General features: G+C 69.4%; 12 protein-coding genes and 1 pseudogene. 11 read left to right on the forward strand and 2 right to left on the reverse strand.

Features of this window, described 5'->3' with window-relative positions:
- The first annotated feature begins 11 nt into the window (after nucleotides 1–11).
- The 5 genes from IE153_RS04800 (at nucleotide 12) to IE153_RS04820 (ending at nucleotide 6,814) form a co-directional block, all read left to right on the forward strand.
- Nucleotides 12–2,177, forward strand: a complete 2,166-nt coding sequence (locus IE153_RS04800) for an alpha-galactosidase (protein ID WP_189588480.1) — start codon at nucleotides 12–14, stop codon at nucleotides 2,175–2,177.
- Nucleotides 2,178–2,481: 304 nt separating this feature from the next.
- Complete coding sequence (locus IE153_RS04805; protein WP_189588481.1) at nucleotides 2,482–3,288, forward strand: IclR family transcriptional regulator; 807 nt, start codon at nucleotides 2,482–2,484, stop codon at nucleotides 3,286–3,288.
- Nucleotides 3,289–3,418: 130 nt separating this feature from the next.
- Nucleotides 3,419–4,405 carry a PDR/VanB family oxidoreductase gene (locus tag IE153_RS04810; RefSeq protein ID WP_189588482.1) on the forward strand — a complete coding sequence of 329 codons (987 nt, stop codon included), beginning with the start codon at nucleotides 3,419–3,421 and terminating at the stop codon, nucleotides 4,403–4,405.
- 68 nt (nucleotides 4,406–4,473) lie between these two features.
- Nucleotides 4,474–5,688 carry a cytochrome P450 gene (locus tag IE153_RS04815; protein ID WP_189588483.1) on the forward strand — a complete coding sequence of 405 codons (1,215 nt, stop codon included), beginning with the start codon at nucleotides 4,474–4,476 and terminating at the stop codon, nucleotides 5,686–5,688.
- Nucleotides 5,689–5,728: 40 nt separating this feature from the next.
- Nucleotides 5,729–6,814: an S-(hydroxymethyl)mycothiol dehydrogenase gene (locus IE153_RS04820; protein ID WP_189588484.1), complete on the forward strand. Its 1,086-nt coding sequence runs from the start codon at nucleotides 5,729–5,731 to the stop codon at nucleotides 6,812–6,814.
- A 225-nt stretch (nucleotides 6,815–7,039) separates the two neighbouring features.
- On the opposite strand, the gene IE153_RS04825 is transcribed toward IE153_RS04820, so the two are convergent.
- A complete protein-coding gene (locus IE153_RS04825) occupies nucleotides 7,040–7,930 on the reverse strand; it encodes a helix-turn-helix transcriptional regulator (protein WP_189588485.1) in 891 nt (296 codons plus the stop codon).
- A 212-nt stretch (nucleotides 7,931–8,142) separates the two neighbouring features.
- Here IE153_RS04825 and IE153_RS04830 point away from each other — a divergent pair, with 212 nt between their 5' ends.
- The 3 genes and pseudogenes from IE153_RS04830 to IE153_RS41475 all read left to right on the forward strand — a co-directional run.
- Nucleotides 8,143–9,102 (forward strand): alpha/beta hydrolase, encoded by a 960-nt coding sequence (locus tag IE153_RS04830; protein ID WP_189588486.1) that lies wholly within the window; start codon nucleotides 8,143–8,145, stop codon nucleotides 9,100–9,102.
- A gap of 2 nt (nucleotides 9,103–9,104) precedes the next feature.
- Nucleotides 9,105–9,599, forward strand: a complete 495-nt coding sequence (locus tag IE153_RS04835) for a tannase/feruloyl esterase family alpha/beta hydrolase (RefSeq protein WP_229828805.1) — start codon at nucleotides 9,105–9,107, stop codon at nucleotides 9,597–9,599.
- A 129-nt stretch (nucleotides 9,600–9,728) separates the two neighbouring features.
- Nucleotides 9,729–10,129 (forward strand): annotated as a pseudogene (locus IE153_RS41475) (transposase); the annotation flags it as partial.
- 239 nt (nucleotides 10,130–10,368) lie between these two features.
- On the opposite strand, the gene IE153_RS04840 reads toward IE153_RS41475, so the two are convergent.
- Complete coding sequence (locus IE153_RS04840; protein WP_189588487.1) at nucleotides 10,369–10,866, reverse strand: MarR family winged helix-turn-helix transcriptional regulator; 498 nt, start codon at nucleotides 10,864–10,866, stop codon at nucleotides 10,369–10,371.
- A gap of 45 nt (nucleotides 10,867–10,911) precedes the next feature.
- On the opposite strand from IE153_RS04840, the gene IE153_RS04845 reads away from it, so the two are divergent.
- The 3 genes from IE153_RS04845 to IE153_RS04855 all read left to right on the forward strand — a co-directional run bounded on the left by IE153_RS04845 (nucleotide 10,912) and on the right by IE153_RS04855 (nucleotide 14,561).
- Nucleotides 10,912–11,532 carry a non-oxidative hydroxyarylic acid decarboxylases subunit B gene (locus IE153_RS04845; protein ID WP_189588488.1) on the forward strand — a complete coding sequence of 207 codons (621 nt, stop codon included), beginning with the start codon at nucleotides 10,912–10,914 and terminating at the stop codon, nucleotides 11,530–11,532.
- A gap of 65 nt (nucleotides 11,533–11,597) precedes the next feature.
- Nucleotides 11,598–13,061: a UbiD family decarboxylase gene (locus tag IE153_RS04850; protein ID WP_189588489.1), complete on the forward strand. Its 1,464-nt coding sequence runs from the start codon at nucleotides 11,598–11,600 to the stop codon at nucleotides 13,059–13,061.
- A gap of 831 nt (nucleotides 13,062–13,892) precedes the next feature.
- Nucleotides 13,893–14,561, forward strand: a complete 669-nt coding sequence (locus IE153_RS04855; RefSeq protein ID WP_189588490.1) for a hypothetical protein — start codon at nucleotides 13,893–13,895, stop codon at nucleotides 14,559–14,561.
- Nucleotides 14,562–14,574 lie beyond the last annotated feature (13 nt).

Consider the following 14,574-nt stretch of genomic DNA (forward strand, 5'->3'; position numbering starts at 1 on the left):
CGATCCGTGCCATGAAGACCCCCACCGATGCCGCAGCCGAAAGACTCGTCCATCTCCGGGCAGCAGGCGTGAGCCTGGTGCTGGACCTGCGGGGCAGCGGCCTGCCCACCGTGCTCCACTGGGGCGCCGACCTCGGCGACCTCACCCAGGAGGAGCTGTCGCAGCTGGCCCAGGCCGTCACCATGCCGAGCATGCCTGGGTTCGACGATGTCGTACCACGTGTCGCGTTGCTGCCCGAGCACGGCACCGGATGGCCGGGCCGGCCCGGTCTGACCGGGCACCGGCAGGGTGCGGACTGGTCACCCCTGTTCGCCACCGACTCAGCCGAGACGGACGGCCTCTCGGTACGGATCCGGGCCGCCGACAACACCGCCCGGCTCGGTCTCGTCCTGGAAGCCGGGCTCACGCCGTCCGGGCTGGTGCGGATGCGGGCCGCCGTACGCAACGACGACACGGTGCGGCCGTACACGCTCGACGGGTTGATGCTCGCGTTGCCGGTCCCCGATGCCGCCACCGAACTGCTCGACCTCACCGGTCGCTGGTGCCGTGAACGCGCGCCGCAGCGCCATCCGTTCAACGCCGGCACCTGGCTGCGCGAGACCCGCAGTGGGCGCACCGGTCCCGACGCCGCCCTGGTCCTGACGGCCGGCACGCCGGGCTTCGGTTTCGGCCATGGGGAGGTGTGGGGGCTGCACATCGCCTGGAGCGGCAACCACCGGATCCTGGCCGAGCGGCTGCCCACCGGCCGCCCGGTCGTCGCCGCCGGTGAACTGCTGCTTCCGGGCGAGGCCGTCCTCGGCCCCGGCGAGCAGTACACCGGCCCGTGGCTCTACGGCTCCCACAGCGACCAGGGCCTGGACGGTCTGTCCGCCCGCTTCCACGACCACCTGCGCGCCCGGCCCGGGCATCCGCACCGGCCCCGCCCGGTGGTGCTCAACACCTGGGAAGCCGTCTACTTCGACCACGACCTCGACAAGCTCACCCACCTCGCCGACCTCGGTGCGGAGGTGGGCGTGGAACGCTTCGTCCTGGACGACGGCTGGTTCCGCCACCGCCGCGACGACCGGGCGGGGCTCGGCGACTGGTACGTCGACGAGACCCTCTGGCCCAGCGGCCTCCACCCCCTCATCGACCATGTCCGCGCCCTCGGGATGGTGTTCGGCCTGTGGGTCGAACCGGAAATGGTCAACCCCGACTCCGACCTGGCCCGCGCCCACCCCGAATGGATCATGGCCACCGGTGGCCGCACTCCCGCCGACCGCCGCTCCCAGCAGGTCCTGGACCTCACCCACCCCGAGGCGTACGCGTACATCCTTGGGCGGCTCGACGCCCTGCTCACCGAGTACGACATCGCCTACCTCAAGTGGGACCACAACCGTGAACTGGTCGACGCCGGCCACTCACCGGGTGGCGAACCCGCCGTCCACGCCCAGACCCTCGCCGTCTACGCCCTGCTCGACGAACTGCGCGCACGCCACCCGGGCCTGGAGATCGAATCCTGCTCCAGCGGCGGCGGACGCGTCGACCTCGCCATCCTGGAGCGCACCGACCGCGTCTGGGCCAGCGACTGCAACGACGCCCTGGAACGCCAGTCGATCAACCGTTGGACCGGTCTGCTCCTGCCGCCCGAACTCGTCGGCTCCCACATCGGCGCCGCCCGCTCCCACACCACCAGCCGCACCCACGACCTCGCCTTCCAGGCCGGCACCGCGCTCTTCGGCCACCTCGGCATCGAATGGGACCTCACCCGCGCGAGCGAGAGCGAACGCTCCGAACTCGCCCGCTGGGTCTCCCTCCACAAGCAACTCCGCGGCCTGCTGCACACCGGCCGCGTCGTCCGCGTCGACCACCCCGACCCGGCCCTATGGGCCCACGGCGTCGTCTCCCACGACCGGACTGAAGCCGTCTTCGCGTTGACCGCAGTGGCCACGCCCGTCACCGCCCACCCCGGCACGCTACGGCTGCGCGGCCTCGATCCCGACGCCACCTATCACCTGCGCCCGCTGTCCCCGGCCGACAGGGCCCCCGGCATGGAACGCGGAACCCCCGCCTGGTGCACAAAGAGCGGCATCACCCTGCCCGGCAGCGTCCTGGAACGCGTCGGCATCCAGATCCCCACCCTCCACCCCGAACAGCTCATCCTGCTCCACCTCACGAGCTGTCCCTCCACACCCTGACGGTCGGACCCTGCTCGGCCGGTATCCCGGTTCAGGTCACCGGCCTGCTCGCGGCTGGTGAGGGCGGACGGTCACTGCTCGCCTGGACGGCCGGGGATCACGCGAGGCCAAGCCTCGGTCTGCTGGGCGGAGACCGGCCGATTCCCGGAAAGAGACGGTCGCATCGACAAGACAGTCACGTTCGAGCAAAATCCGACTTTGCGCTCGCAAGTTCGGTGCGGTCGGCTGTTGAGCGGCCCAGGTACAGGCACGGTGCCGGGCCGCGAGGGCTTGACGTGCCAGGACGGAATCCGATGATGGCGAGGTGAGGACACAGAACGGCGAGTCGGTTCTCGCGCGGGCCGTCCGGATCTTCGATGCGTTCACACCGGAAGAGCCGACCCTGACCGTCTCGCAGATTGCCCGTCGTACGGGGCTGCACGTGGCGACCACGTCGCGACTGGTGACCGAGCTGGTCTCGCACGGATTCCTGGCCCGGGCCGCCGATCGCCGGGTCCGTATCGGCACGCGGTTGTGGGAGCTGGCCACCCGGGCCTCGCCCACCCTGTCACTGCGCAATGCGGCCATGCCGTTCATGGAGGGCGTCCACGACGTCGTCGGCCATCACGTGCAGCTCGGCGTGCTGGACGGCAGTGAAGTGCTGTTCCTGGAGCGGCTGACCGCACCAGGCGCGGTCATCAACTACACGCGCATCGCGGGCCGTCTGCCCCTGCACGTCTCCTCCAGCGGCCTGGTCCTGCTCGCCCACGGCCCCGCCGACCTGCGCGAGCGGGTGCTCGACGGGCCCCTGTACCACTACACGCCCACCGCACCCGCCACCGCCACGCGACTGCGGGCTGAGCTGGCGGAGATCCGCAGACAGGGCTACGCCTACTGCCCGGGGTACGTGCACCCGGACGCCCTGGGCATCGCGGCACCGGTGCGTGACGCGCGGGGTGAGGTGGTGGCCGCGCTGGCGGTGATCGTCCCCAACGAGACGGAGGCGTCGTCAGTCGTCCCGGTGGTTCGGACCGCGGCACGAGGTGTCTCCCATGCGCTGGGAGCCCCGGGCGCTTCGGGTCGGCCTCAGGATACGGGTGACGCCCGTGACGGCAGCGCGACGGCCGTATGACAGGCGCCCGAAGTTCGTCTCTCACTCATTGAGAATGCTGTCGCGACTGCACCTGGTGACCGCGCAACCTGCCTACAACCCAATGACGGGAGGCGACGACGTGGTCGGAACCAGTGCAGTTGCGGATGCCATGTCGGGTGTCAGCGCGGGACAGCAGACCCCATTGATCGTGGCGAACGCGGCGACTTTGACGGTCGCCGCCAAGGATCCGGTGGCCGAGGGTGTCGTGTCACTCACGCTCGCGCACCCCGACGGTGCCCGGCTGCCGGACTGGACGCCGGGATCTCACATCGACCTTGTGCTGCCGGACGGGACGACCCGGCAGTACTCCCTGTGCGGCGACCGGTGGGACGCGCACACCTACCGGATCGCGGTGCTGAGAGAGCCCTCAGGCCGGGGAGGATCCGCTTATGTGCACGACCGGCTGAGTCCCGGGGACCGCGTCGGCGTCGGCGGCCCGCGCAACCACTTCCCCCTCGTGCCGTCGGAGAAGTACCTCTTCATCGCGGGCGGCATCGGCATCACCCCACTGCTGCCCATGGTGCGCCAAGCCGAACTGCTCGGCACGGAATGGCAGTTGCTGTACGGAGGCCGCACCCGAGCGTCGATGGCGTTCCGTGAGGAGTTGACTGCGGCGTACGGCGAGCGGGTGCACGTCGTCCCACAGGACGAGCTCGGTCTTCTGGACCTCGCCGCCTGGCTGGGCACCCCGCGCGCGGACACCAAGGTGTACTGCTGCGGCCCCGCCCCGCTGGTCGCCGCCGTCGAAAGGGTCTGCACGCCGTGGCCGCCGTACGCACTGCGCGTCGAGCGCTTCACCGCCACAGCGCAGGCGGCACCGGTACGGGAGGCGCCCTTCGAAGTCGAGCTGCGGCGCACGGGCCGCACCGTCACCGTCACCCCGGACGTCTCGGTACTGGACGCGGTGCGAAGCGCCGGTGCGGACGTGCTGTCCTCCTGTGAGCAGGGCAGCTGCGGGACCTGCATGACACCTGTGCTCGAAGGGCAGCCGGACCACCGGGATGCGGTGCTGGCCGACCACGAACGGGCGGCGAACGACTGCATGCTCCTGTGCGTGTCACGGTCCTGCGGCGACCGTCTGATCCTCGATCTCTGAGACCGCTTCACTTCGCTCCCTGAGACGCATCGATCTCGGAGCTCTCTTCACTTCCCCAAGGAGCCGTGATGACCGAGGCACTCGAGCGTGCCGTCGTGCCGCCTGTCAGTGACGCCGACCCGTTCGCCCACGAAATCCTCCTGGACCCCGAACCGCTGCACCAGGCCCTGCGCGAGGCTGGTCCGGTCGTGTACCTGTCGCGCTACGACGTCCACGCGCTGGCTCGCTACGAGCACGTGCATGCCGCTCTGGTGGACTGGCAGAAATTCGAGTCCGGGGCGGGCGTGGGTCTGGCCAACTTCCGGCACGAGAAGTCGTGGCGTCCGCCGAGCGTGCTGCTGGAGGCCGACCCGCCGCTGCACGACGCCCCGCGCCGGGTGCTGCGCGAGATCCTGGCTCCGCCCGCGTTGCGCCGCCTGCGCACGACGTGGGGCGCCCTCGCCGAGGAACTCGTCGATCAAGTCCTCGCGGGGGGCACCGAGTTCGACGGACTGACAGCACTGGCGGAGGCGTTCCCGCTGCGGGCCTTCCCGGACGCGGTGGGTCTGGGCCCGGACGGCCGGGAGAATCTTCTGCCGTACGGCACGATGGCCTTCAACTCCTTCGGTCCACGCAACGACCTTGTCGAGGCGGACGCGCACCGGGTGGCGGAGCTGTCGGTGTGGGTGAACGCCCAATGCGCCCGGGGGGCGCTGAGCGAGGACGGCTTCGGTGCCCGGATCTGGGCGGCCGCCGACCGCGGAGATCTGACGTACGAGCAGGCGCCGTTGGTGGTGCGTTCGCTGCTCACGGCCGGCGTCGACACCACCGTGCATGGCCTGGCTGCCTGCCTCTACGCCTTCGCCACCCACCCCGAGGAGTGGCAACAACTGCGGGAACGACCAGAGATGGCGCGCACAGCGTTCGACGAGGCGGTCCGCTGGCAGTCACCGGTGCAGACCTTCTTCCGCACCGCCACCACCGACGTCACGATCGCCGGCACGCTCATCCCGGCGGACACGAAGATCCTCATGTTCCTCGGCGCGGCCAACCGCGACCCCGACCGCTGGCACGAGCCCGACCACTTCGATCCCTACCGCGACCCCTCCGGCCACGTCGGCTTCGGCATGGGCATCCACCAGTGCATCGGCCAGCACGTCGCACGCCTGGAGGCCGAGGCCCTGCTGACCGCTCTGGCCCGCCGTGTCAAGCGGATCCACCTCACCGGCACACCGCGCCGCCACCCCAATAACACCCTGCGCTCGTGGGCATCCCTGCCCGTGCGCGTGCAGCCGGCCGCCTGATCTTCATGTATCCGCAGCCCTGTGGAGAGGAACCGCAGCAATGTCCCAGCAGGTACGAGGCGTCGTCGCGCGGACCAAGGGCGAGCCGGTCGGCATCGAGACGATCGTGATCCCCGACCCGGGCCCGCAGGAGGCCGTGGTGCGCATCCAGGCATGCGGGGTGTGCCACACCGACCTGCACTACCGTGAGGGCGGCATCAACGACGCCTTTCCCTTCCTGCTCGGACATGAGGCGGCCGGGGTGGTCGAGTCGGTGGGCGCGGACGTGAGCGAAGTGGTACCTGGCGACTTCGTTGTCCTCAACTGGCGTGCGGTGTGCGGCCGGTGCAGGGCCTGCCTGCGCGGCCGCCCCTGGTACTGCTTCGACACCCACAACGCCCGGCAGAAGATGACGCTGATCGACGGCACCGAACTGTCTCCGGCACTGGGCATCGGTGCCTTCGCCGAGAAGACCCTGGTCGCGGCAGGACAGTGCACCAAGGTCGACCCCGCCGCGTCGCCGGCCGCCGCGGGGCTGCTGGGCTGTGGAGTGATGGCGGGCATCGGCGCGGCGATCAACACCGGTGCGGTCGGCCGCGGTGACTCCGTGGCTGTCATCGGCTGCGGCGGTGTCGGCGATGCGGCGGTGATGGGCTCCCGGCTGGCGGGCGCCGCGAAGATCATCGCGGTGGACATCGACGACCGTAAGCTCGCCACAGCCGCGTCGCTGGGCGCCACACACACCGTGAACTCCCGCGAGACGGACCCGGTGGAGGCCGTACGCGGACTGACGGGCGGCTTCGGCGCGGACGTGGTCATCGACTCGGTCGGCCACCCGGAGACCTACCGGCAGGCGTTCTATGCCCGTGACCTGGCCGGAACAGTCGTCCTCGTCGGGGTGCCGGCCCCGCAGGCGCGGCTCGAGCTGCCACTGCTGGACGTCTTCGGCCGCGGCGGCACACTGAAGTCGAGCTGGTACGGCGACTGCCTGCCCTCGCGCGACTTCCCCATGCTGATCGACCTGTACCTCCAGGGCCGCCTGGACCTGGACGCGTTCGTCAGCGAGACGATCGCCTTGGACGGCGTCGAGGACGCTTTCGCCCGGATGCAGAAGGGTGACGTGCTCCGCTCCGTGGTCGTCCTGTGACGTCCACCCGCATCGAGCACCGTCAGGAACGGCATCTTCACCAGCCCAGGCACAGCTCAGGCTGTCCCATGGGCCCGGTGGTGGAGGCTCCCGGGATCTGCACGCAATCGCCGGTCAGCGGGTTGACGAGGGTGAAGCCACCCGCAGGATTCGAGGCGACCGCCCACTGGTGGTCCACAGTGCCGGCGCCCGCATCGAGCCCCGGGTGCCAGCCTGGGCGGCGTGTCAGCCTGCCGTGGGCGGTGGCGTCGGGGAGGCGGCTTCTTGGGTGGCGCCCCACGAGGAGAGCAGACGCAGCCCTTCCTCGGAGGGTGAGCCCGGCTCGGCAGTGTAGATCGTGAGGGCGAGGCCGGGTGCGGCGATCATCTCCAGGCCCTCCCAGGAGAGGGTGAGGTCGCCGACGACCGGGTGGTGGTACCGCTTCGCTCCGGTGCCGTGCAGGCGAACGTTGTGACCAGCCCAGCGGGTGCGGAATGCGTCGCTACGGGTGGACAGTTCACCGACCAGGTCGTGAAGGCCCCTGTCGTAAGGGTCCCGGCCGGCCTGGATGCGCAGGATGGCGACGGTTTGGTCGGCGATCTGCTCCCAGTCCGCATAGAAGCGCTGCGCGGCGGGGTCGAGGAAGGCGTACCGGGCGAGGTTCGGTGGCCGCTGACCGGGGGTGGCCAGGTCGCAGTAGAAGGCGCGGGCGAGCTGGTTCATGGCGAGCAGGTCCATACGCCGGTTGCCGACGAAGGAGGGTCCCGCGGTGACGGCGTCCAGGGTCCACTGCAGGCTCGGGTGCGCGGTCCACTGCCTGGCGGCGCGGCGGCGGGGCCGTGCGAGGGTGTCAGAGCCGCCGGCTACCTGGGCCAGGTGGAGGAGGTGGGCGCGTTCGGCGTCGTCGAGCTGGAGCGCACGGGCGATCGCTTCCAGCACACCTGGGGATACGCCGGCGAGGTTGCCGCGCTCCACCTTGGCGTAGTACTCGACACTGACGTCGGCCAGTGCGGCGACCTCACTGCGACGCAACCCGGGAACGCGGCGCTTGCCGCCGACGGGCAGCCCTGCCTGCTGGGGTGTGATCTTGGCTCGCCGCGAGACCAGAAACTCGCGGATCTCTTCACGATGGTCCACCACTGCACGGTACGCCCGACGTCTGCCGGCAGGGATGTACTGCCAGTACACCCCTTGTCAGAGACTCCCCGCCAACAAGGAGCGCCGGTTACCTGAACAGTGTGGCGCACACGCCTGTGAGCACGGGGCCGACACGGCCGGCACCACCGGCTCACCGAGCCCGCCAGCAGCGCCCCACGGCTATAAGCAAGCGCAGGAAGAAGGATCAGGAAATGCCAGTGCCGGACAACTACATCTTCGACCTGGACGAGAACGTCGCGCGCATGTCGGTGTCGTACCAGAACAGGTTCGGGATCACCATCGCGGCAGACCTCTACCGGCCGAAGAACTTCGACGAGTCCCAGCAGCACAAGGCGGTCGTCGTCGGCGCACCGTACGGTGGCGTCAAGGAGCAGGGCCCCGGCATCTACGCCCAGAACCTGGCCCTGCGCGGGTTCGTCGCTCTCACCTTCGACCCTTCGTACAACGGCTACAGCGGTGGCGAGCCGCGCCACCTCTCCTCCCCTGAGCTCTTCGTCGAGGACTTCAGCGCAGCCGTGGATTACCTCGGAACGCGTCCTTTCGTCGACCGGGAGGGCATCGGCGGGATCGGCATGTGCGGCAGCGGCGGATTCCTGCTCAGCGCCGCACAGGTCGACCGGCGTCTCAAGGCAGTCGCCACCGTCGTCATGTACGACATCTCCCGGGCCGCCTCGAAGGGCTGGCAGGACTCGCTCACCGATGAGGCACGAAACGGCATGCTCGATGCGATCGCACAACAGCGGTACGTGGACTTCGAGGGCTATGCCCCCGCGCTGACCCCGCGTGGGGCGCCGATCGGGTTCGACGACACCACCGATCCCATCGGTCGCGAGTTCGGCGAGTTCTACTCCACACCGCGGGGATACCATCCGAACTCGATCACCCAGTTCACCGTGACGAGCATGATGTCGTTCATGAACTTCCCGCTGCTCACCCACATCGAGACGATCTCGCCGCGCCCCATCCTGTTCGTTGTGGGAGAGCACGCTCACTCGCGGTACTTCAGCGAGGACGCCTATGAACTGGCGGCGGAGCCCAAGGAATTCCACGTGGTCCCGAACGCCGGACACGTGGACCTGTACGACAGGACGGATCTGATCCCGTTCGACAAGCTGTCGGTGACGCCGACTACGACTGGCGCTCCCACCTGACTATCAAGAACTTCCCCCAGACATTCGAAGCCGCCTACCGCAAGTTCGCGGGAACCGCCTCGACCGACAGCACCGACTTGTCGGACGTCCGCAACAACAAAGGCAAGATCCTCTACTACGTCCCCACGAACGACCCTCTGATCGTGCCCTTCGGCTCCTACAACTACCAACAGCGCCTGTTCGACCGGTACGGCGTCGAAGGCACCCGATCCTTCGTACGAACCTTCTACTTCCCCAACGTCGGCCATGAGCCCCCGGCTCTGACCGGCTCAGCCCCCGCCATGTCCCAGCTCCTTGACGCTCTCGAAGCCTGGACCGAACACGCAAAGGCACCCAAGTCCTTCGACCAGAACGACACGGCCGCGGGCGCCCAGCGGACCATCTGCGCCTACCCCGACACCGCCAGGGCGGCTGGCGCCGGCGCCGGCTGCCGAACACAGACCAGGGTCCCTGCTGACCTCGCCGACGCATCCCGCACCGTGATGGACCGTCACTGACCCACTGACTCGCGGAAGGGACCGAGCCCACCTCGGAACGCTGTTGGCAATCCGGTCCCCCGCGTGACGTCGGTCTCCATGACCTGGTTGTGGTCGTGGAACCGACGTTGTCGTGTGGGGCGGGTGACGATGTCGATTCAGCCCAAGAGGCCGCGGGAGATTCCGACAGGAACGTGCGGGTCGTCGTGCGGAGTCCCCGAAGGCAGGTCTGGCTATCCGGGTCAGGGACGAACCGGAGGTGCTCTTGCGGGACGAGGACTTCGCGGATCTGTTCGCTGCCCGGTGCCGGCCTGCATGATCTCCCGCCGGGCTCGCACCGGTAGAGGTGCTTCAGTTCGTGGAGGGGCTGACCGACCGCCAGCCGCGGAGGCACGATGCCCGGACTCAACTTCGCCTACGCGCTCGGACCCCAGCTCGACGATCCGGGCTTCGACTTCTCGGTGCTGTCGGAGTTCCGGGACTGGCTGGTCGGAGCGGACGGCAGGCGGTACCGGACGGGGTGCCGGCCGCGACCCCGGAGAAGTGGCCTGTCCCTGGCCGAGCTGGCCCAACAGGCACGGTTGGCCAAACAGCCGTTGCCGAAATTGGAACATGACACCAAAACCCCAGCCGTTCACGCACGGGAGAACCCTGGGCGGCCCAGACGATCAGGCACTGGTCGGGGTCGAGGGCGTGTCACCACCTCAAGCGCAGGCCGGAGCCGCCGGCTCCGGCCATAGCCCGCATTCCGCCCGATCCGCCCGCCCACGTGCACGCCCCCGCCGATCATTCAGTCCGAAGTCCGACCGGTGCCGCTGATCCAGCGCAGGGCCTCCATCAGTGCGGCGCGTTGCGCGCCGGGCAGGCCACCGAGAACGTCGCCGTCGACCACGTCGGCAAGCGGCCGAATCCGGTCCACGGTGACCATGCCGTCCTCGGTGAGCGTCAGCAGCTTGCGGCGGCGGTTCACGGGATCCACCTCACGCGCGAGCAGCCCCCGCAGTTCGAGGCGCTGCACGAGAGGCGCGAGGGTGGCCTGGTCGATGCCGGTGGTCTCGCCGAGCCGGGACTGGTCGATGCCCGGGTACGCGTGGACGGTCAGCAGCACGGCGTACTGGGGCGGCGTGACATCGCCGACGGCCTCCTGCCACTTGGCGGTGTAACTCTGCAGGGCCCGCCGCAGCAGATGCAAAGGCGAGTCCGCGAGGTACTGCGGTGTCTGCGGCGTAGCGATGGAGACCTCCGGACTGAGTGGCGCGTGCGTGGATTTTTGATTCTGCCAGCCCATCGCATATCTTCGTACACGAACGGTTCGTACACGAAGGGAGAAATCATGCGGCGACTGGTCGTGGGAATGACGGGTGCCACCGGGGCCGTTCTGGGTATCCGGCTGCTCGCGGAGCTTCAGCGGCAGCCCGACGTGGAGACACACCTGGTGATGAGTCGCTGGGCCCGCGCCACCGTCGAGCTGGAGACCACCTGGACGGCCCGCGAGGTGGCCCGGCTCGCCGATGTCGTGCACGGACCGGAGGACCAGGCGGCGTCGATCTCCAGCGGATCCTTCCGCACCGACGGCATGATCGTCACCCCGTGCAGCGCGAAGACCCTCGCCGCAATCCGGGCCGGCTACGGCAGCGATCTGATCGCGCGTGCGGCCGACGTCCATCTGAAGGAGCAGCGGCGGCTGGTGCTGGTCGTACGGGAGACCCCACTGTCGACCATCCACCTGGAGAACATGCTGGCCCTGTCGCGCATGGGTGTCACGCTGTTGCCTCCCATGCCGGCCTTCTACAACCGGCCCGCGAGCGTGGACGACATCGTCAACCACATCATCGCCCGCGTGATGGACCAGTTCGGCCTGGACAGCCAGCGCGCGGTCCGCTGGGAAGGCCCCGCCACCGCCCGCACCAGCCGCCCCCTCCCCCTCTCCCCCGCCGACCGAGCGGCGGGCTGAACCACGCACTCCCGCCGGGGCGCCCCATCCGCGTGCCCCGACGGGCCTGAAGGAAAGGAACCCCCATGGCCCGTATCAAGGACCTGCGCGCCTACCTCGACGCCCTCGCCGAACTCGGCGACCTGCACACCGTGGACCGGTTCGTCGACCCCCACCTGGAGCTGGGCGCGATCATCCGCCGCTCCTACGAGACCGTCGCCCCCGCGCCGCTGTTCACCAATATCAAGGGCACGGCACCCGGTCACCGGCTGCTCGGCGCTCCCGGCGCCCTGAGTTCCGCTCCCGGCCGGCCGCTGGCCCGCATCGCGCTCTCTCTCGGTCTCGACTCCGGCGCGAGCGCCCGCGACATAGTCGACGCCCTCGCCGACGCCCGCACCCGCGAGCCGGTCCCGCCCGTGCTGGTGGAAAGCGCGCCGTGCAAGCAGAACATCCTGCTGGGCGAGGACGCCTCGCTGGACCGCTTCCCGACTCCGCTGCTGCACGACGGCGACGGCGGCCCGTATGTCAACACCTGGGGCACCATCATCGCCCGCACCCCGGACGGATCGTTCACCAACTGGTCGATCGCCCGGATCATGATGATCGACGGCAAGCACATGACCGGCCTGGTGCTGCACCCCCAGCACATCGCGTACGTGTGGCAGCAGTGGGCCGACCGCGGCGAGCCGATGCCCTTCGCCCTGGTCCAGGGCGGCGAACCGGCCCTTCCCTTCATCTCCGGCATGCCACTGCCGGACGGCGTGGAGGAGGCCGGCTACCTCGGCGCCCTGCTCGGCGAACCACTGGAGCTGGTCCAGTGCGAGACCGTCGACCTCCAGGTGCCGGCGAGCGCCGAGATCGTCATCGAGGGGCACCTGTCCGTCGAGCGCACCGGCGTCGAGGGCCCGATGGGCGAGTTCGCCGGCTACCAGCCGAGCGAGACCTCACTGCAGCCCGTCTACACCATCGAGGCCATCACCCACCGCGACGACCCGATCTGGCCGACCGTGGTCGAAGGCGAGCCCGTCGACGAGTACCACACCGCGACCGGCCTCACCCTCGCCGCCGAGGCCCTGACCGCACTGCGCTCAGTGGGCCTGCCGGTCACCTCCGCGTGGGAACCGTTCGACGCCGCCTCGCACGTGCTGGTGATCAGCGTCGCCGCCGACTGGCGCGACAAGCTCCCGGGCCTGTCCACCGGCGAGCTCACCCAGCGCATCACCGACGTCATCGACGCCCAGCGCTTCGAGTTCGTCGTGCCTCGCATCTTCGTCCTCGACGACGACGTGGACACCTCGGACACCGGGGAGCTGACGTGGGCGCTGGCCACCCGGGTGCATCCCACCGGCCGACGGATCGTCCGCGAGGGCAAGGTACTCCCGCTACTGTCCGTTTACACGCCCGAGGAACGGCATGGCTGGGCAGGCCCGAAGGTCACCTACGACGCTCTGCTTCCCTCCCTCGAGGAAGGCCGCGAGTCCCGCAGCTCCTTCCGCTTCGCCTTCCCGCAGGAAGTCCAGGCACGTGTCCTGGAGCACTGGAACGACTGACCCCTGTTCCACAAGCACGAACGCAGGCCGGCCGGCCCCCGCTGCCATGCCGCTGCTCCCCACCCCGTGCACCCCCGCCCCGCTCACCAACCCCAGAGAGGTCAGGGTTCAGAGACCGTCGACATACCACCAGCAGACGAAGAACATCCTCGCGGCTTCTCCCCTCACTTATTCTGTTCCGCCCTGGCATCGGTCTCTGTCATGGCCCACGAACTTTGCTTCACCTATGTCCCCTGCCAACTCCGAGACCCCAGGTGAGTGGCCTTCCGCTGGCACTCCCCGCCGCTCCGCGTGGGGAGCGGCTGGGGAGTTTTTCGTCGCCGCCGGGGGAGGCTCTGGGGAGTTCCGGCGGCATAAGCCGGCACCCCACCGAAAGACGCTGAAAGAAGGGTCACCGCAGGTCAGGGACTCAATGGGCAACAAATGCCCAGGTCAGCGACCCGACCCCGGGGCCTCCATGCCGAAGGTGCCCTGGAGGGTCGGGCGGGACGTGAACATACGGCCCTCTCATCTCTCGTCGCCGTATGCGCTCATGGGCACGCCACCCGTCCCCTCCCCCTGCCGGAGGTCTGGCAAAACCTCGCAAGATCGCAGGTGGGCGGTCACTTCTCGGCAGGAACCATCCCAGCCCCGCGACTACGGGCGCACCTGCCGCAAACCACCCACCGGACACCCAACTGGCCGAATCCGGACGGTGAACGGTGGGCCCCCGTCACCGCGCGGCCACGGAGCGAGTTCGCACTTCCGCACCACAGACACTCGTGTGACACTGTCGTTCCGTCCGCCGTGCGGACCCGCTCCGCACCTTCCGTCCCCCACGAGAAGGGCGCCGTGCGTTCCCTACCTCTGCCCCTCGCCCTGACCGCCCGTCTGTCCCCGGTGGTGGTGCTCGCCGCGGCGGGCTGGGCCCTGTCGTCCGGCCCGTTCGCCGCGCCGCAGGCCGCCGAGCACAAGCCGGCCGAGGAGAAGACCGAGACCCAGTCCGCGTCCGCCCCGTCGACGTCGACGGTGTCGAAGGCGTACTCGGCCGCGCCCGCCCCGTGCGAGAGCGTCGCCAAGAAGACGATCGAGTCGCTGGTGCCGGGCGCCAAGACGGCCGGCAAGGAGATCCCGTCCACGGACTCGGAGCTGCGCCGCACCTGCTCCTGGAACGCGCTCAAGGGGTACGACTACCGCTGGCTCGACGTGTCCTACGAGGTCATGGAGTCGGACGACGCCGCGCAGAAGTCGTACGAGGCGCACCTCGACAAGAAGAGCGGCGGCGGAGCCGTCCCCGGTCTGGGCGACAGCGCGTACTCCGTAGTGAACCTCACCACCGAGGACAAGCAGCAGACCCGCGAGGGCGTCGTGATCGCCCGCGCCTCCAACGCGCTGGTGATGATCACCTACAACGGCAGTGACTTCGAGTCGAAGAAGGCGCCCAGCACGGACACGATCAACAAGGGTGCCATCAAGGCCGCGAAGGAAGCGGTGGCCGCGCTGGAGAGCGACAAGGGCTGAGCGCCCTCCAGCG

Source organism: Streptomyces massasporeus (assembly GCF_014648995.1).
Classification (GTDB): Bacteria; Actinomycetota; Actinomycetes; order Streptomycetales; family Streptomycetaceae; genus Streptomyces; species Streptomyces massasporeus.